Source organism: Arthrobacter sp. AL05, from assembly GCF_029960715.1.
Taxonomy (GTDB): Bacteria; Actinomycetota; Actinomycetes; order Actinomycetales; family Micrococcaceae; genus Arthrobacter.
Window position 1 is genome coordinate 56,706 of record NZ_JASBRC010000011.1, and the last position, 17,801, is coordinate 74,506.

The 17,801-nt window shown below is 65.9% G+C and carries 18 protein-coding genes and 1 tRNA gene; 7 read left to right on the top strand and 12 right to left on the bottom strand.

The annotated features are described in order from the left end of the window. The first annotated feature begins 66 nt into the window (after positions 1 to 66). The 3 genes from QK287_RS13740 (at position 67) to QK287_RS13750 (ending at position 1,846) form a co-directional block, all read left to right on the top strand. A tRNA-Arg gene (locus QK287_RS13740) sits at positions 67 to 139 on the top strand. A 229-nt stretch (positions 140 to 368) separates the two neighbouring features. Beyond that, positions 369 to 1,427, top strand: coding sequence for a M4 family metallopeptidase (locus QK287_RS13745; RefSeq protein ID WP_226774438.1), 1,059 nt, complete (start codon positions 369 to 371; stop codon positions 1,425 to 1,427). Positions 1,428 to 1,534: 107 nt separating this feature from the next. Beyond that, complete coding sequence (locus QK287_RS13750) at positions 1,535 to 1,846, top strand: protealysin inhibitor emfourin (RefSeq protein WP_282360432.1); 312 nt, start codon at positions 1,535 to 1,537, stop codon at positions 1,844 to 1,846. Between the two features lie 13 nt (positions 1,847 to 1,859). Here QK287_RS13750 and QK287_RS13755 read toward each other — a convergent pair whose 3' ends face one another. Continuing rightward, positions 1,860 to 2,828 carry a helix-turn-helix domain-containing protein gene (locus tag QK287_RS13755; protein WP_282360433.1) on the bottom strand — a complete coding sequence of 323 codons (969 nt, stop codon included), beginning with the start codon at positions 2,826 to 2,828 and terminating at the stop codon, positions 1,860 to 1,862. An 81-nt stretch (positions 2,829 to 2,909) separates the two neighbouring features. Here QK287_RS13755 and QK287_RS13760 point away from each other — a divergent pair, with 81 nt between their 5' ends. Next, positions 2,910 to 3,077, top strand: a complete 168-nt coding sequence (locus tag QK287_RS13760) for a hypothetical protein (protein WP_282360434.1) — start codon at positions 2,910 to 2,912, stop codon at positions 3,075 to 3,077. A 58-nt stretch (positions 3,078 to 3,135) separates the two neighbouring features. Here QK287_RS13760 and QK287_RS13765 read toward each other — a convergent pair whose 3' ends face one another. Both QK287_RS13765 and QK287_RS13770 read right to left on the bottom strand, forming a co-directional pair. Beyond that, a complete protein-coding gene (locus QK287_RS13765) occupies positions 3,136 to 3,966 on the bottom strand; it encodes an SDR family oxidoreductase (protein WP_282360435.1) in 831 nt (276 codons plus the stop codon). A gap of 81 nt (positions 3,967 to 4,047) precedes the next feature. Next, positions 4,048 to 4,713, bottom strand: coding sequence for an SDR family NAD(P)-dependent oxidoreductase (locus QK287_RS13770; protein WP_253032418.1), 666 nt, complete (start codon positions 4,711 to 4,713; stop codon positions 4,048 to 4,050). A 111-nt stretch (positions 4,714 to 4,824) separates the two neighbouring features. Between QK287_RS13770 and hrpA the strand changes: the two genes are divergently transcribed. After that, positions 4,825 to 8,850 (top strand): ATP-dependent RNA helicase HrpA, encoded by a 4,026-nt coding sequence (hrpA, locus tag QK287_RS13775; protein ID WP_282360436.1) that lies wholly within the window; start codon positions 4,825 to 4,827, stop codon positions 8,848 to 8,850. 51 nt (positions 8,851 to 8,901) lie between these two features. Here hrpA and QK287_RS13780 read toward each other — a convergent pair whose 3' ends face one another. The 5 genes from QK287_RS13780 to QK287_RS13800 all read right to left on the bottom strand — a co-directional run bounded on the left by QK287_RS13780 (position 8,902) and on the right by QK287_RS13800 (position 12,465). Then, positions 8,902 to 9,330 carry an HIT family protein gene (locus QK287_RS13780; RefSeq protein WP_282360437.1) on the bottom strand — a complete coding sequence of 143 codons (429 nt, stop codon included), beginning with the start codon at positions 9,328 to 9,330 and terminating at the stop codon, positions 8,902 to 8,904. Next, positions 9,327 to 10,499 carry an NAD(P)-dependent alcohol dehydrogenase gene (locus QK287_RS13785; RefSeq protein ID WP_253032415.1) on the bottom strand — a complete coding sequence of 391 codons (1,173 nt, stop codon included), beginning with the start codon at positions 10,497 to 10,499 and terminating at the stop codon, positions 9,327 to 9,329. The genes QK287_RS13780 and QK287_RS13785 overlap by 4 nt, the downstream gene beginning before the upstream one ends. A 99-nt stretch (positions 10,500 to 10,598) precedes the next feature. After that, positions 10,599 to 10,829 carry a hypothetical protein gene (locus tag QK287_RS13790; RefSeq protein WP_226774429.1) on the bottom strand — a complete coding sequence of 77 codons (231 nt, stop codon included), beginning with the start codon at positions 10,827 to 10,829 and terminating at the stop codon, positions 10,599 to 10,601. Between the two features lie 146 nt (positions 10,830 to 10,975). Beyond that, entirely contained in the window at positions 10,976 to 11,488 is a 513-nt protein-coding gene (locus QK287_RS13795) for a MarR family winged helix-turn-helix transcriptional regulator (protein WP_282360438.1), read from the bottom strand. Between the two features lie 98 nt (positions 11,489 to 11,586). Continuing rightward, positions 11,587 to 12,465 carry a sulfurtransferase gene (locus QK287_RS13800; RefSeq protein ID WP_282360439.1) on the bottom strand — a complete coding sequence of 293 codons (879 nt, stop codon included), beginning with the start codon at positions 12,463 to 12,465 and terminating at the stop codon, positions 11,587 to 11,589. 48 nt (positions 12,466 to 12,513) lie between these two features. Between QK287_RS13800 and QK287_RS13805 the strand changes: the two genes are divergently transcribed. Then, positions 12,514 to 13,641, top strand: a complete 1,128-nt coding sequence (locus QK287_RS13805; RefSeq protein ID WP_226774426.1) for a PLP-dependent cysteine synthase family protein — start codon at positions 12,514 to 12,516, stop codon at positions 13,639 to 13,641. A gap of 13 nt (positions 13,642 to 13,654) precedes the next feature. Here the strand turns inward: QK287_RS13805 and QK287_RS13810 are convergent, their stop codons facing one another. Next, positions 13,655 to 14,311 carry an MBL fold metallo-hydrolase gene (locus tag QK287_RS13810; RefSeq protein ID WP_282360441.1) on the bottom strand — a complete coding sequence of 219 codons (657 nt, stop codon included), beginning with the start codon at positions 14,309 to 14,311 and terminating at the stop codon, positions 13,655 to 13,657. 105 nt (positions 14,312 to 14,416) lie between these two features. Between QK287_RS13810 and QK287_RS13815 the strand changes: the two genes are divergently transcribed. Further along, a complete protein-coding gene (locus QK287_RS13815; protein ID WP_282360498.1) occupies positions 14,417 to 14,884 on the top strand; it encodes a Fur family transcriptional regulator in 468 nt (155 codons plus the stop codon). Positions 14,885 to 14,897: 13 nt separating this feature from the next. On the opposite strand, the gene QK287_RS13820 is transcribed toward QK287_RS13815, so the two are convergent. From QK287_RS13820 to QK287_RS13830, 3 genes are all read right to left on the bottom strand, one after another. Continuing rightward, positions 14,898 to 15,788, bottom strand: coding sequence for a metal ABC transporter permease (locus QK287_RS13820; protein WP_282360443.1), 891 nt, complete (start codon positions 15,786 to 15,788; stop codon positions 14,898 to 14,900). After that, entirely contained in the window at positions 15,789 to 16,604 is an 816-nt protein-coding gene (locus tag QK287_RS13825; protein WP_226774423.1) for a metal ABC transporter ATP-binding protein, read from the bottom strand. A gap of 177 nt (positions 16,605 to 16,781) precedes the next feature. After that, on the bottom strand, positions 16,782 to 17,747 hold the full coding sequence (locus tag QK287_RS13830) for a zinc ABC transporter substrate-binding protein (protein ID WP_282360444.1): 966 nt from the start codon (positions 17,745 to 17,747) through the stop codon (positions 16,782 to 16,784). Between the last annotated feature and the right edge of the window lie 54 nt (positions 17,748 to 17,801).

Here is a 17,801-nt window from a genome sequence, read left to right on the forward strand (position 1 = left end):
TCCCTTGGAGGCCCCCTTCCTGCTAAGCTCTAGGACGTCCCGCCGGTAACGGCAGGAACCCTGACTGCCCTCGTAGCTCAGGGGATAGAGCGTCTGCCTCCGGAGCAGAAGGTCGTTGGTTCGATTCCAATCGAGGGCACAAACAAGAACCCCGCCGTTTCATTGAAACGGCGGGGTTCTTTGCATCTCGACGCAACGGGCAGGCGGACGGGCCATTCAAGGCGCGCCACCCTGCCATTTGTCGGTGCCCGCTCGTAGGCTGGGTGCATCGGCAGCGGGGTCTCGGCCTGGTGGCTGGAGGCGGTGGCCTGCCCGGGTGCGGCCACCGCACCACTACCGGATCCCGCCGAAGCGCAAAGGGGTCTCACATGTACTGCACCATCATTCCTCCGTATTTGCTCCGCCGCCTGGCAGCCCAGCACGGACCCGAACACTCCGCGGTAGCGCGTGCAGCCAAGGAAGCCCTGCTGCACGTCCCGGGGTTTCAGGCTTCCCGTGCCACACCCGGGCCAGGCAGCCATCCCGCCCTGCGCGAACTTAGGCCGTCCCCACCGGAACGGACAGTCTATGACGCCAAATCAGCCGAGCAACTCCCCGGCAGCATGGTCCGCAAGGAGGGTGAGCCACCCGTCAACGACCCCGCAGCCAACGAGGCCTACGACGGTCTGGGCCACACCCACCGGCTCTACGCCGAGGCCTTCGGCCGGAACTCCATCGACGGCAATGGACTTCACCTTGATGCCACGGTTCACTATGGCCGCCTGTACGACAACGCCTTCTGGGACGGCCGGCAGATGGTCTTCGGCGACGGCGACGGCGAGGTTTTCGAGCGGTTCACAAAGTCCCTGAGTGTGATCGGCCACGAACTCGCCCATGGCGTCACGCAGTACTCGGCCGGCTTGGTTTACCGCAACCAGGCAGGCGCACTGAACGAATCAATGTCAGATGTCTTCGGCGCCCTGGTTGAGCAGTTTCTCGGGAAGCAGACGACGGCGGAGGCCAGCTGGCTGATCGGCGAGGGCCTCTTTACGGACAAGGTCCAGGGGGCCGCCCTGCGTTCCCTCAAAGACCCCGGCACTGCGTATGACGACGACGTTCTCGGCAAGGACCCGCAGCCGGGCTCGATGGAAGGCTATGTGCGCACCAGTGCCGACAACGGCGGCGTGCACATCAACTCCGGCATCCCCAACCGGGCGTTCTACCTCGTGGCGGCGGCGCTGGGCGGCAACGCCTGGGAGGCGCCGGGACGGATCTGGTACGAAACGCTGACGGGCGGCACCCTGGCTCCGGATGCCACCTTCGGCGCATTCGCCAAGGCCACTGCGGCCTCGGCCGGGGAGCTTTTCGGAGCCGAATCCAAAGAGCATGACGCCGTGCTCTCCGCGTGGGAAACTGTGAAGGTAAAGTTCACTGGCGTCCGGCGGTAGACTTCCCGGTCCCGCTCCGGATCCCGTGAACGTCACCGCCCTAAAAATTCGAGGTCCATGCAAATGGCCGTCCTACCAAACCCGTTTTCGATTCAAGCCGGTGCCTAGTGAAGATTACTGTCCAGCGCAGCGGTGGCATTGCCGGCATAAAGCGGACGTGGACCGTGCAACCCGCGCCGCCGGAGGATACGGATCTCTGGCAACCGCTGATCGAGGCCTGCCCCTGGGACACGGTCCCGGCTGCGGCCCGGGGAGCCGACGGGGGGCAGCCCGACCGGTTCCTGTACAACATCCGGGCCGGACAGCGGCGCGCCATCCTGCCGGAGAACGCCGTCACCGGACCGTGGCGGGACCTCGTGGAAACGGCCAAAGCTGCGGCGGAGCCAACGTCGGGCGGGGTGACCGCGCCGCTTCGATGACTCAGCGGGTCCGTTAGACAGCAGTCGACAGGTGTCCGCGGAAAGTACGGCGGTAGGACCGCGGGCTGGTGTCAAGCACCTTGGCGAAGTGGTGCCGCAACAGCACCGAATGGCCGAAACCTGAGGCGCGGGCGATCTCGTCAATTGTGAGGTCAGTGGTCTCCAACAGCTCCTGGGCGCGGAGTACACGCTGGGAATTGAGCCAGGCAGCAGGGGTGGCGCCCGTTTCGGAACGAAACCGACGGGCGAACGTCCGGGGTGACATATGGACGCGGGCGGCAAGTTCATTGACCGGATGCTCCTCCCCCAGATGGCGGAGCATCCATTGCAGCAATTCCTCCATGGGCGCGGAGCCGCAGGCCGGTATTGGCCGGTCGATGAATTGGACCTGGCCCCCGTCCCGGTGCGGCGGCACCACCATGTCCCGGGCGATGGCCGCTGCGACGGCGGCCCCAAATTCCACCCGGACCAAATGCAGGCAGGCGTCGATACCTGCGGCCGTGCCGGCACTCGTGATGATTCGGCCGTCTTCGACGTAAAGGACGTCCTCGTCGACCAAAACTGCAGGGTACTGTCCGGCGAGCTCCCGGGAAAAGTGCCAGTGGGTGGTGCAGCGGCGGCCGTCCAGCAGTCCAGCCCGGGCCAGCGCAAAAGCCCCGGAACAGATGGACATCACCCAGGCACCGCGGGCGTGCGCGGCACGGAGCGCCTCAAGGACGGGCTCGGGAAGGTCCCCGTCCCGGTCGTAGGGGGTCATGATCACGAGGTCCGCGTCCGCCGCGGCGTCGAGCCCGAAATCTATCCGCATGGACAGTCCTGACTTCATCGGGACATCGCCGGGTACCGGAGTGCAGACCCGAAAATCAAAAACCGGCACGCCGGTTCCGCGCTCCGAGCGATCGACGCCAAACACTTCGAAGGCCGTCGCGAATTCGAAGATTGAAAAGCGCGGCACCACGATCATCGCCACTGAGTTGATCATCAAGCAAGCATGGCAGAAATTATGTCTTTATAGGCGTTTCTGCCACTTTGTTTGACCCCCGGACCGGCGAACCATGGAGCTATGGAACTCGTCGGAATCACCGTCGTTATCCTAACCGTCGTTGGCATCGGCGCCACCGTCTCCGCACTGCGCAGGGACGGGCCGGGCCACAACCCGCCGGTCCGTTCGGACGACTCCTGGTCCGCACGGGACCTGCCCAGCGTCAGCCATACCCTTCGGATCTTCTGAGCCGGACGAAAGGAGGCCCCGCTGCCGGTCCACGGACCGGCAGCGGGGCCTCCTTTTATTAGCTCCGTCCGCCGTGGGCGGCTACGGAGAGTGGTTGCCATTCGTTCCAGGCAGCCAGCCGCGCTTCATAATCGGCCGTCACGATCCCCAGCGGCGCCTCGCCGAAGAAGATGCGCAACGGGGGTGCCTCAGAGTCCACCAGCGTCAGGATGGCATCCCTCGTAGCCACGGGGTCTCCCGGCGTTCCGCGGCGGCTGGGCCGATTGGCAGCCTGCTCCCGCACCGCGTCGTAGGCCGGCAGGGCGTTGGAGTGGCGCGCCGAGCTGCCGCCCCAATCCGTAGCGAAGCCGCCTGGCTCGATCAATGTCACTTTGATGCCGAAGCCTTCCACTTCCTGCGCAAGCGACTGGCTCAGACCCTCCAGCGCCCACTTGGAGGCGTGGTAGATGCCCACAGTGGGGAATGCCGAGACGCCGCCCACGGAGGACACCTGCAGGATGTGGCCGCTGCCCTGGCTCCGCAGGAACGGCAACGCAGCCTGGGTTACCCACAGCGCACCAAAAAGATTCGTCTCTATCTGGTCCCGGGCCTCTGACTCGCTAAGTTCCTCGACCGTCCCGAACTGGCCGTAGCCGGCGTTATTAACCACAACGTCGAGCCGGCCGAAGTGCTGCTGTGCCTTGGCCACAGCCCCAAAGACCGCTTCCCGGTCAGTCACATCAAGCCGGATCGGCAGGACCTGGTTGCCAAACTCGGCGGAAAGGTCCGCAAGTGCCTTCGTATCGCGCGCCGTAGCCGCGACGTTATCACCGCGCCCGAGCGCCGCGAGAGCCCATTCCCGCCCGAATCCGCGGGACGATCCGGTAATGAACCAAGTTTTAGTACTCATCTGCAAACGTCCTTACCCCGGCCAATACCGGTTCCATTCGAAAACACTCTTTTGCGACGGTCGAGCCCGTGGCCTGACCTCCTAATCGGCACTGATCTGGAGGCGGAACCGGTCACGCTTGCTGTGCAGCTCCCACAAATGGCCGGCAAGCACTGCCGGGTCCTTCTCCGGGTCCCCTTCGATGATGCGCCCGCCGATAATGAGTTGCGACACCTGGATGCCTTCCTCGCCCAGGACTTCGTTGAGCAGCTGGGCGTAGGCCGCCTGCCCCGCAAAGGCGACCGAGGTACCCGTGACATTGCGTCCCGGCTTCACGGCCGAACCGCCGTTGACAAAAAGGATCGTCCCCTTGTCCTTGCCCAAGAAGCGCATTCCGGGAAGGACCTGGTGCACTGCCGCGACCGGACCGTAGATGGAGAATTCCACCGGACCCACAAGGTCCGCCGGGGTCGTCTCAAGCACCGGTCGCATAAAGTCTTTTTGCGGCAGCGGACTGTACTGCAGGACCTCAATCGGGCCGAGTGCCTCGGTGGCGCGTTCCAGTGCCTTCGTGATCGATTCGGGATTACGGACATCTGCGGCGAAGCCCCGGGCTTCGATGCCGTCGCCGGCAAGCTCCGCGGCCAGGGCATCAACGTTTCCCTGGTGACGGGAAATCAGCGCGACGGCGAAGCCTTCCGCGCCAAAACGCCGCGCGACCGCCTTGCCGAGTCCGGATCCTGCTCCAATGATTGCGATAGTAGTCATAGTTACGCCAAGACCATCAGGCACCGACATATTCCTCAGCACGCTTAGTTTCTTCGCGCGGACGGCACTGGCGGCGCTGGCCCGACAGTTCCCAGTAGACTGTCTGAAGCCATGACTTTTCATATTTCCTACCCCGCCGAGCTGCCCGTTTCCGAGCGCCGCGAGGACCTGATGGCGGCCATTGCGGCCAACCAGGTGACCATCATTGCCGGCGAGACCGGCTCAGGTAAGACGACCCAGATTCCCAAGATGTGCCTGGAGCTTGGCCTGGGCGAGAACGGCCTGATCGGTCACACCCAGCCGCGGCGGCTCGCGGCCCGCACCGTGGCCGAACGCATCGCGGAGGAACTCGGCGTGGAGATCGGCCAGGAGGTCGGCTTCCAGGTCCGGTTCACGGGCGAGGTCGGCCGCAACACCAAGGTCAAGCTTATGACCGACGGCATTCTGCTGGCGGAGATCCGGCGCGACAAGCTGCTGCGGAAATACAACGCCATTATTATCGATGAAGCCCACGAGCGCAGCCTGAACATCGACTTCATCCTCGGCTACCTCAAGCGGATCCTGCCGCAGCGGCCGGATCTGAAGATCATCATCACCTCGGCCACCATCGACCCGCAGCGCTTCGCAAAGCACTTCGGCAGCGAGGACGTACCGGCGCCGATCATCGAGGTCTCCGGTCGGACGTTCCCGGTCGAAATCCGCTACCGGCCGCTCTCCCAGCCGGCCGGCGGAGCCACCGGCGATGACGCGGACGGGGCCTCCGACGATGAACTGGAAGAGGACCGTGACCCGCTGGACGCCGTCTGCGACGCCGTCGACGAACTCGCGCAGGAAGCGCCCGGCGACATCCTCATCTTTTTCTCCGGCGAGCGTGAAATCCGCGACGCCGCCGAGGCCCTCAACGGCAGGATCCAGTCCAACCGGAAGCTCGCCGGAACCGAGGTGCTCCCGCTCTTCGCCCGGCTGAGCCTGCAGGAACAGCACAAGGTCTTCCACCCCGGGGCCAAGCGCCGGATTGTGCTGGCCACCAACGTTGCCGAGACCTCCCTGACCGTCCCCGGCATCAAATACGTCATCGATACCGGCACCGCCCGCATTTCCCGCTATTCGCACCGCACCAAGGTCCAGCGCCTGCCGATCGAGCGGGTATCCCAAGCCTCGGCAAACCAGCGTTCGGGGCGCTGCGGCCGTGTCTCCGACGGCATTGCCATCCGGCTTTACTCGGCGGAGGACTTTCAGTCCCGGCCGCCATTCACCGATCCGGAAATCCTGCGCACCAACCTCGCCGCGGTCATCCTGCAGATGACCGCTATGGGAGTCGCCCGCGGGCCGAAGGATGTCGAAAACTTCCCGTTTGTGGAGCCGCCGGACTCCCGGGCCATCAACGACGGCGTCTCGCTCCTCCGCGAGCTCGGTGCCCTGAGCACAGCACGCGCGCCGGAGGAGACGGGTGAGCGCGCCGGCCGCCGGCCGCCGGCCGGTACCGCCGGGAGGAGCGGCGGGCTTACCGCCGTCGGGCAGCAGCTTGCCCAGCTGCCGGTGGACCCGAGGCTCGGCCGGATGATCGTCGAATCCGGCAAGCGCGGCTGCGTCCGTGAGGTCATGATCCTTGCCGCGGCCCTCACCATCCAGGATCCGCGCGAGCGCCCGACCGACAAACAGCAGCTCGCCGCGGAGAAACACGCACGGTTCCGGGACGAGAACTCGGACTTCACCGGTTTCCTGAACCTCTGGAACTATCTCCAGGAAAAGCAGCAGGAGCTCTCCTCCACTGCGTTCCGCCGGCTCTGCCGGGCCGAGTTCATCAACTACCTGCGTGTCCGCGAATGGCAGGACCTCTTCGCCCAGCTGCGCCAGCTGGCCCGGCCGCTCGGCATCAGCCTGGACAACAAACGCCTCGCCGATCCGGTGGGCCACCATGAGGGCATCCACATCAGCCTGCTCTCGGGCCTGCTGAGCCATGTTGGCATCCTTGACGAGCGCAAGCGCGAATACGCCGGCGCCCGCGGCAGCCGCTTCGCGATTTTCCCGGGCTCGGCCTTGTTCAAGAAATCCCCCACCTTCGTGATGGCCGCTGAGCTGGTGGAGACGAGCAGACTGTGGGCGCGGGTGGCCGCGAAGTTCGATCCCCTCTGGGTGGAGCAGGTGGCGCCGGACTTGGTCAAGCGCAGCTACAGCGAGCCGCATTGGTCCAAAAAGATGGGCTCGGTGATGGCCCATGAAAAGGTCACGCTGTACGGCGTGCCCATCATCCCGAGCCGCCGGATCAACTACGGCAAGGTGGACCCCGAGCTCTGCCGGGAGCTGTTCATCCGCCATGCCCTCGTCGAGGGCGACTGGCAGACCCACCACAAGTTCTTCCACCGCAACCGGGCCCTGCTGCACGAGGTCGAGGAGCTGGAGGCACGGATGCGGCGCCGGGACATCCTGGTGGACGACGAGACGCTCTTCGAGTTCTACGACGCCCGGATCGGCAAGGACGTTGTCTCCGAGCGCCACTTCGACAAGTGGTGGAAGGACGCGCGGCAGCAGGACCCGGCGCTGCTCGATTTCGACCAGGCGTTGCTGATCAGTGAGGACGCCGATGCCCTGGATGACTCGGCCTACCCGAAGACCCTGCTGCACAAGGGCTTTGAGCTGCCGCTGAGCTACGAGTTCCATCCCGTCGCCCCCGGGTCGCCGCCCAACCCGTCCGACGGCGTCACCGCCGAGGTGCCCGTGCTGTTCCTGAACCAGCTGGACGACGCGGCGTTCCGCTGGCTCATTCCGGGCCAGCGCGTGGAGCTGGTCACCGCCTTGATCAAGTCGCTGCCCAAGCAGGTGCGTAAGAACTTCGTGCCGGCACCGGACGTCGCCCGGCAGGCCGTCGCAGCCCTCGAGGCGGACTTCGATCCGGCCGCCGACGAGCTGGAGGCCTCCCTCGAGCTGGTCCTGCGCCGGATCCGCGGCCAGGTCATCCCGCCGCATTCCTGGAGCTGGGACGCTGTTCCCCCGCACCTGCGGGTCAGCTTCCGCGTGGTGGATTCCGGCGGAAAGGTACTGGAGGAAGGCAAGGACCTTTCAGTGCTGCAGGATCGGCTGGCACCGGCTACCCGCCGCGCCATCGCGGAGTCGCTGGGCGCCACGCCCGCAACAACGGCGCCGCGGTCCGGCATTACGGGCCACGGCACGTCCAAGAACACGGTGGCCGGCACCGGGGCAGCGCAGGCTGCCGGCACGGCGTCCACAACTGCGGCCTCCGGGGAGGCCGCAGCCTCGACCGGTTTCGCCGAGAAGGCGGCACTGACCTCCTGGTCCTTCGGAACAGTGCAGCGCGAGGTCCGGGGCACCGTGAAGGGCCACACCGTCACCGGCTACCCTGCGCTCGTGGATGAGGGAGCGTCGGTGGCACTCCGGCTTTTCCAGACCAGCTCCGAACAAGAGCAGGCCATGCGCGGCGGCGTCATCCGCCTGCTCGCACTGAGGGTGCCGCCGCCGGACCGCTACGTCCTGGAACACCTGAACAACACGGAAAAGCTGACGTTCAGCCAAAACCCGCACGGCTCCGTGACGGCATTGATTGCCGACTGCGCCCTCGCCGCCATCGACAAGCTCACCCCTGCCGCTCTGCCGTGGGACGAAGGATCGTTCAACGCCCTGTACGAGAAAGTCCGGGCGGACCTCATCGATACCGTCTTTACGGTTACCGCCGTCGTGGAGCGGATTCTCGCCAGCACCCGGCGGATCGAGCGGGCGCTCAAAGGCACAACGAGCCTGGCCCTGATCAGCGCACTCAACGACATCAAGAGCCAGCTGGAGCAGCTTGTGTTTCCCGGTTTTGTGGCACGCACCGGCTACAGCCAGCTCAGCCAGCTGCCGCGCTACCTCGCGGCGATCGAGAAGCGCCTCGAGAAACTCCCAACGAACGTCTCGCGGGACGCCCAGCACATGGCCGCCGTCCAGGCACTGGAAGACGATTACGACGACGCCGCGTCGGCACTGCTGCCGGGCAGGCGGGCCGGGACCGAGTTAACCCAGGTCCGCTGGATGATCGAGGAGCTCCGGGTGAGCCTCTTCGCCGTCGAGCTGGGGACAGCCTATTCCGTCTCGGAAAAGCGGATCCGCGCTGTGCTCAACAAGGCGCTGGCACCGGCCTGACGACCCGTTGGGGCCGTCAGGCCGGTGCCAGCGGCTCGGAGCGGCGACGCCTCAGGCGTCCGGAACGTGTGCCGAGTGTCCGGCTTTCCGGAGCCCTTCGCGGAGCTTTTTGGCGTTGGCGTCCAGCCGGGCCGGATCGGGATTCTGGTCCACCGAGCCAAAGTCGAAGTCCGCCATCGTGCGGGACGGCCACACATGGACATGGAGGTGGTTGACCTCGTAGCCGGCCACAATGAGGCCGGCGCGTGCCGCGTCGAACACCCCGACCTGGACTGCCCCGATCGTCTGGGCCACCTGCATCACGCGGGCCAGCATTTCAGCGGGCGCATCGGTCCAGCGGTCCACCTCCGCGGTTGGCACCACGAGGGTGTGTCCGTCGGCGAGCGGGCCTACCGTAAGGAACGCCACAACGTCGTCCTCGCGCCAGACGAAGCGGCCGGGGATCTCGCCGTTGATGATCCTGGTGAAGAGAGTGCTCATGCGTCTGCCCTTTCCGAGGGTGTTCCGAGGGTACTGGTGTCCAGGACAAAACGGTACTTCACGTCTCCGGCCACCATGCGGTCGTAGGCCGCATTAAGCTGGTCGGCGCGGACCACCTCAATGTCGGAGGTGACACCGTGCTCGGCGCAGAAGTCCAGCATTTCCTGGGTCTCGGCGATGCCGCCGATCAGTGAGCCTGCGTAGGCGATCCGGCGGCGGATCAATGCGCCCGGGTTCACCGGCGGCATCTCCTCGGAGGGCAGCCCGAGCTGGAAGAGTGCGCCGTTCACGCGCAGGGTCCGGAAGTAAGGGTTGAGGTCATGCGGCGCGGCGACGGTGTCGATGATGACGTCGATGCTGCGGTTCGCGGCGTCCATCGCGGCCTCGTCGCGGGACAGGATGACGTCATCGGCGCCGAGTTCGCGGGCGGCGGCGACCTTGGACTCCGAGGTGGTGAAGACCTTCACTTCGGCGCCCATGGCCTTGGCGAGCTTCACAGCCATGTGACCCAGTCCGCCGAGCCCAACGACGCCGACAACGTCCCCCGCCTCGAGGCCGAAGTGGCGCAGTGGGGAATAGGTGGTGATGCCTGCACACAGCAGCGGGGCGGCGGCAGCCGGATCAAGGCCGTCCGGGATATGCAGGACGTAGCGGCGGTCCACAACCACAGAGGTGGCGTAGCCGCCCTGGGTGATGGCGTCCCCGTTGCGGCGGTCCTTCGCGCCGTAGGTCCCGGTCATGCCGTTTTCGCAGTACTGCTCCAGGCCGTCAAGGCAGCTCTCGCATTCACGGCAGGAATCAACCAGGCACCCGACGCCCACCCGCTCGCCGAGGCTGAACTCGTCGACTGCGGAGCCGACACGGCTGACCCGGCCCACGATTTCGTGGCCGGGAACCAGCGGATAGTTCTGGGTTCCCCATTCGCCCCGTGTGGCATGGACGTCCGAATGGCAGAGTCCGCAGAACTCGATGGCGATTTCGACGTCGTCGTCCTTCGGCGCGCGGCGCGCAACCGTCAAGGGAACCAACCCGCTGTCGCTGGCGGTAGCGCCGTAAGCGGCGGCGAGGCTCGGGCCCGGGGTGAGGGTGTCCGTGCTGTCGGTAGTGCCCGTGGTCAGATCGGGAAGCGGCTTGGCAAGGGGCGGCGGTACGGGGCGTCCAGGTGTCATAGTTTGACGCTACCCGCGGGAGCGGCCGCTATGCCACTCGCCGCGGGAAGTCGGCGGTACCGCCCGCCGCAGCCCGGACGTCTGTTCAGCAAGGAAATGCTAGTTCAGCGACAGGACAAGGTAGAGGAGTGCGAGGACCAGTACTGTCGGGGTCATAGTGAGTCGTTCGGGTTTACTGCGCGAGATCCCATTCATCACAACGCCCAGGGCGAAGTATGCCGTCAGCGCCCAGGCGGCGGCCGCGGTCACGTCGTCGTTGATCACCGGCGGGGCGAGCCCGGCCTTTGCCAACGCCGTATAGGCAAACAGGCCATAGAGGACAACGGACACGGCGCTCCCTATCCTGAGTTTGGCCGGGAGGACGGTGTGGTATCCGCCCCACGCCATCCTGCCGAGCGGAGCTCCGCAGATGAGTGCAAGCTGAAAAATCCCGAGGCCGGCCAGGATTACGCACGCGGCTAACGCGGCGAGCTGATCTACCGGCACAACGAACCCCCGCTCGGGTCCGGTGCCGGGACCTCCCGGCCCGGCCGCCGGGCTTCTTCGGGCCGGAGGACGCGCAGGGCATTTTCGATAATCCGGTCGAGCTGTTGAACCAATGCTTCTTCATCCACGCCCGCATCGACTCCGTCCTGACGGGTTTCGAGACCCTGCCACGCGCTCGCCAGCAGCGCGGTTCCCTTGGGCGACAACGAGATCGTGTTTGCCCGGGCGTCCCGTGGGTCCGGTCGCACGATGACCAGATCGTCGCCGATCAGCCGTCCCAGCCGCTGCGTGATGGAAGCCCGGGAGACGTCGAGGGCGTCCGCGATCTGCCGTTGAGCCTGGGGCCCGGAGGTGCCGAGGGTGAGGAGGACCAGGAAACCCGAGTAGCCGATTCCGTGATGTTCCAGAAGGTAGCGGTCTGCTATCCGGTCCACCAGGGCCGTAGCACGGTGGAGCTTGAAGACTGCACTGCCGACGATGTCCTGATGTTCGCTGTTAGTCATTTCGTTAAGTAGTTAACTAAATGGCCCAAGGATTGTCAAGGGGTGGGCACCACGGCAAGAGCCACAGCCCGGGCCGGGGCGGGAATACGAACGAATGGCTAGCGCGGTGAGTCCCCGGAACTGTTCCCGCCGTACGGCTCGTCCCCGGTCACCACAGGGTGGGAAACACTGTTGCACCACTCGGAGAACGAGCCCGGATACAACGCAGCAGGAAATCCGGCGATCTCAAGGGCTGCAATTTCATGGGCCGCCGTGACGCCGGATCCGCAGTAGACCGCGATGGGCACGTCGGCGCGCGCCCCGAGACCGGCGAAGCGTTCCCGCAACACGTCCGGGGGCAGGAACTTACCATCCGCTCCAAGGTTGGCCGTGGTGGGTGCGCTCACGGCGCCCGGAATATGGCCGGCTCGCGGATCCACCGGCTCGAATTCGCCGCGGTATCTCTCCCCCGCCCGGGCATCGAGCAGCAGTCCGTGCTGCCCCCACGTTGCCGCCTGGCCCGCGTCAACCACCTCCATGGCAGGCCCCGTCAGCACCACGTCGCCTTGCCCCGTTGCAGGTTCTCCGCTTTCGACGTCGAAGCCCGCGTCGAGCCAGGCGGCCAGGCCGCCGTCGAGCAGGCAGACATCGCGGACCCCGGCCTGGCGGAGCATCCACCAGAGCCGGGCGGCGGCGAGGTTGCCGCTGTTGTCATAAGCAACCACAACGTCGCCGGTGCGGATGCCCCAGGAGCGGGCTGATCGTTGGAAGTGGTCCCGGCTCGGAAGCGGGTGGCGGCCGCGGCGCGGGTCCGCGGGCCCGGCCAGTTCATTGGCGAGGTCCACAAAGACCGCCCCGGGCAGGTGTTCGGCGAGGTAGTGCTCCCGGCCGTTCGGGTCGCCGAGCGCCCAGCGCACATCAAGCAACACGGTCCGCCGTTCCATGCTGTCTGCGCCGAGGCGGTTATGTAGGGCCGCGACGTCCATAAGGGTCTGCATGCCCCAACTCTAACCAGGGGAATCTGGCGCCGCAGGTAGGCTTGTGCGGTGATCACAGCGCGAGAGCAGGACAGGGCCTGGGCCGATGAGGCCATTCGCAGAGTCAACGCAGAGAACAACCGCTCCGCCGACACACACTTGTACTCGGTGCCGCTGCCCGAACAGTGGGGCGTCCGGCTCTACCTCAAGGACGAGTCGACCCACCGGACCGGAAGCCTTAAGCATCGGCTGGCCCGCTCGCTGTTCCTGTTCGGGCTGGTGAACGGCTGGATCTGCGAAGGCACCACGATTGTTGAAGCCTCCAGCGGCAGCACGGCAGTCTCCGAAGCCTACTTCGCCCGGCTGCTTGGGCTGCCGTTCATTGCGGTGATGGCCCGGACCACGAGCCGCGAGAAAATCGCACTGATCGAACAGTTCGGCGGTTCCTGCCTGCTGGTGGACCACGCCTCGGAGGTTTATGAGGCGGCCGCGGAACTCGCACGGCGGACCAACGGCCACTACATGGACCAGTTCACCTATGCCGAGCGTGCCACGGATTGGCGGGGCAACAACAACATTGCCGAGTCAATCTTCGACCAGCTCGCCTTGGAAGAGCATCCGGTCCCCCGCTGGATCGTGGTTGGCGCCGGCACCGGCGGCACCAGCGCAACCATCGGCCGCTATCTCCGGTATCACCGCCACAACACCGAACTGGCCGTAGTGGATCCGGAGAATTCAGCGTTTTACCCCGGGTGGCTGGAAAGCCGGGGCACGCCCGCCAGCACGCCGGTGCCCGGCAGGGCCGCGCTCGCCGCGCCGGCCGGCGAATGCCAGCCGTCACGGATCGAAGGCATCGGCCGGGCGCGGCTGGAACCCAGCTTCGTCCCGGCCGTCATTGACCACATGATCCCGGTTCCGGACGCGGCGTCGGTGGCCGCGATGCGGCACCTGCTTGTCCATGCCGGCCTGCACGCCGGCCCTTCCACTGGAACCAACCTGTGGGGTGTGTGGCAACTCATCGCAGAGATGATCGCCCAGGGACACCGGGGCAGCGTGGTGTCCCTGATGTGCGACGGCGGAGACCGCTACGCCGGAAACTACTACAGCCCGGAGTGGCTGCGGTCCCAGGGCCTCGACCCCGAACCGCATGAAGCGACCATCCGGGAATTCTTCGCCAGCGGAGCCTGGCCGTCCTAGGCTGAACGCCTTCCTAAACCTCCACTGCGTCACCGGTCGAGAGGTGCAGGTATTCGGTGTCGTACTTGGCTCCGAAGCGGGATACATGCCCTTCCACCAGTCCGCGCCCGCTCTCATTGAGCAGGGCATCGTGGATCGGGTAGGCCTTCCGGGCCCGGACGCCGATCACAAAATCGATGACCTCCCCCACCTTGCTCCAGGGCCCGTGGATCGGTACCAGCAGGGTCCTGACGTCCACACCATCGGGCACAATGAAGGAATCGCCCGGGTGGTAGACGTTCCCGTCCACGAGGTAGCCGATATTGGCCACCACCGGAATCTGCGGATGGATCAGTGCGTGCTGCCCGCCGAAACTCCGGACGGCGAACCCGGCCGTTCCAAACTCGTCGCCGGGTTCCACCGGGTGGACCCTTAACGCCGCCTCGGGCGCCTTTTCCCGCAGTTGCGCTGCGACCCCGGCCGGCGCGAAAAGCTGCAGGGTGGCGCTGGCAAGAAGTGCGGCAGTGACGGCCTCGACATCGATGTGGTCGGCGTGTTCGTGGGTGATCAGCACCGCATCCGCGCCGGCGAGGGCCCGGTCTGTTTCCGAGAAGGTCCCGGGGTCGAACACCAGCACCTTGCCGTCCTTCTCGAGCCGGACGCAGGCATGGGTGAACTTCGTGAGCAACATCAGGCCAGCCTAAGGTCCTGGCCCGGCGGTGTCCATGTGCCCGGCTGGTAATCTGGGACCTTGCCATCACACCGTATCCAGACCTCCACCGAAGCGAGTTCCACCATGTCCCACGGCGCCTCCGCCGATGGCGCCCGGGCTACGGTGCCTGCCCAGGCCCCGGCTCCGGCCAAGGAGCAGCGTGTCACCCGGCAGCGCCTAGCGGTCAGCGCCGTCCTGGACGAACTGACCGACTTCGTCAGCACCCAGGAGCTGCACAGGATTTTGCAGGACCGCGGCGCCTCGGTGTCCCTTGCCACCTCATACCGGATCCTGCAGTCCCTCTCGGATGAGGGCCTGGTGGATGTCCTCCGGAACGCCGACGGAGAAGCCGTGTACCGCCGCTGTGCCGTCACCGGGCACCACCACCATCTGCTGTGCCGCAGCTGCGGCAAGGCCGTCGAAGTAGAGGCCCCCGCCGTCGAGGCCTGGGCCGCGCGGACGGCAACCGAACACGGTTTCACAGTGGTGGAACACACCGTCGAGATTTTCGGGCTTTGCCCGGATTGCACTGCCCGCCAGGCTGGGAAGTAGCGCCGGCGGCAGCTCAGGCCGCCGGAACGGCGGCATCCCGCAGTACGCGTCCATTCAGTCCGCGTTTGGCCCGGACCCCGCCAACTACCCGGCAGATCACGTAGATCAGGAACGACAGCGTCGTCACATACGGACTAATGGGGATCCGCCCGCCGAGGGCCAGCATAATGCCCCCGACCGTGGCGGTCATGGCGAACGCCACGCTGAGGATTACCACCAGCCCGGGTGAAGACGTCAACCGCATGGCCGCAGCAGCGGGTGTGATCAGCAGTGCCAGCACCAGCAGGGCGCCAACAATCTGGATGGAAAGCGCAACGCTGACACCGAGCAGCAGCATAAACCCGAGGGCAAGCGCCCGCACGGGCACGCCGCGCGCGGACGCAACGTCGGGGTCCACACTTGCGAAGGTCAGCGGCCGCCAGATGCTCACAAGGGCAAGCATAACGACGACGGCAACCACAGCCAGCACCTGGAGCTGGACGGTTCCGACGGAGACGATCTGTCCGGTCAGCAGCCCGAACTTATTGGCGGCCCGGCCCTCGTACAGGGAGAGGAAAAGGATGCCCAGGCCCAGGCCGAACGGCATAATAACGCCGATGATCGAGTTTTTGTCCCGGGCCCGGACTCCCAGCAGGCCCAGCAGCAGCGCCGCCACAACGGATCCCACCAGGGAGCCCAGGATGATGTCAGCCCCGATCAGCAAGGCAAAGGCGGCACCGGCAAAGGAGAGTTCTGAGATTCCGTGGACGGCGAAGGCCAGATCCCGCTTCATTACGAAGGTTCCCATTAGTCCGCCGAGCAGGCCCAGGACCGCCCCGGCCCAGAGGGAATTCTGGACCAGCGCGAGCAATTCGCCGTAGTTCTCGAAGTTGAAGATTGATGCCAGCAGGCTTTCCAGGTCCATCTAGCCCACCTCCCCCGCCACCACATGGGTGTCCTCGTGGTGATGCGTGGCGCCGTCCGGCAGCCCGACCACAATCAGCCGTCCGTTGGCGTGGATCACTTCGACGTGGCTGTCGTAGAGATCTGAGAGGACCTCGGTGGTCATGACTTCCGCTGGCGGGCCCACCCGGAACCGTCCGCCGGCCAGGTAGAGGACCCGGTCAACATAGTCCATGATCGGGTTGATCTCGTGCGTGACAAAAACCACAGCACTGTCCCGGTCATGGCACTGCCGGTTGATGAGCGCACTCACGGCCTGCTGGTGCTGGAGGTCCAGGGACAGCAGTGGCTCGTCGCACAGCAGCACCTGCGGGTCGGTCGCCAGTGCCTGCGCCACCCTCAGCCGCTGCTGCTCGCCGCCGGACAGCTGGCCCACCGGGACCATCGCGTAGTCGGATGCCCCCACCAGCTCGAGCAGCTCATCGATCCGGCGGTTCACCTTTGCCGCGCCCAGCCGCAGTCCCCACCGGTGGCCGTCAACCCCCAGCCCAACGAGGTCGCGGGCGCGCAGGGGTGTGTCGGGATCAAAGGATTTCTGCTGCGGAACGTAGCCGATCCCCCGGCTGCCCCGCTCTACGGGCCGGCCGGCGAGCACGGCCGAGCCGGAGCTAAGCTCCTGCAGTCCCAGCAGGACCTTGAGGAAGGTAGTTTTTCCACTGCCGTTAGGTCCGAGCACAGCGAAGAATTCACCCGGATTAATGTCCAGGTCCAGGCCCTCCCACAACGTCCGCTTGCCGAACGTCAGGGAGGCCCCACGGAGGCTCACTACGGGTGTCAACTTGGGTTTCCTCGAATTCTTCGCAAGCCCGGGACTCGCGTTCTCTGGGTGGGCTGTCGGATCGGCGGGTCCGGCCAGGGGCCTGCTAGCACTGTCCCGCCCATCTTAGGCCCGCGGCTACCCGCGGGCCTGCGCCGGTGGTCCTGCCGCCGGTGGTCCTGCCGCCGGGGGCGGCGTTTAGGCCAGGGCCTTGGCGATGTTGTCGACGTTGTCCGTCATCCACTGCAGATAGCTGTTGCCCTCCGTCAGCGTCTCACTGAAGTTCACGACCGGGACCCCAGCGGCCGCTGCCGCGTCTTTGACGGCGGCCGTTTGCGGCCCTTCGGTCTGCTGGTTATAGGCAAGCAGCCTGATCTTGCCCGAGCCCATGAGGTCGGTCGTGGCTTTGAGCACCGCCGGCGGGACATCCGTGTCTTCTTCGATTGCGGCGGTGTAGTCGGCCGGGGTCTGGTTTTCCAAGCCGGCAGCCTCCAACAGGTAGAGCGGCACAGGTTCCGTCACGGCGACGGGCGCCACGCCGGTGCTGGCCTTGATTTCCGCCAGCCTGGTTTCGAGCCCGCCGAGTGAATTCTTGAACGCCGCAGCATTGCTGCGGAAAGTTCCGGCCCCGGACGGTTCAAGCTCGCCAAGCTTCGCCGCGACGGCATCAGCGAGCCTGGCCATGGCAGGCAGGCTGTACCAGACATGCTCGTTGAAGCCGCTGCCGCCATGCCCGTGCGTCTGCTCATCGGCAGCGGCCGATGCGCCTGCGTGCTCCTCCGGGGCCAGTCCGGAGAGCTCCACCGCATTGAGGATGTTGTTGTGGTCCAGTCCCGTGTCCTCGGCCAGCTTCTGCAGGAAGTCGTCGTAGCCTCCGCCGTTCTCCACCACCAGCTCGGCCTTGGACACAGCCAGCTTGTCCTGCGTAGTGGCTTCATAAGAGTGCGGGTCCTGGCTGGTGCGCGAAATGATGGAAGTCACCCGCACCTTGTCTCCTCCGATGGTGCCCACGATGTTGCCGAACACACTTGTGGAGGCGACGACGTCGACGATTCCGTCGCCCGCACCCGCAGCGGAGTTCCGCGGTGTTGGGGTGCAGGCGGTAAGCATCAAGGTGATGCCGGCAACGGCGGCAACGACGGCACGGGCGGCAGGACGACGCACGGGTAACCTCGGATCAGTTATTGAGAATCAGGAGCAATAGCAATAAGCCGAGTT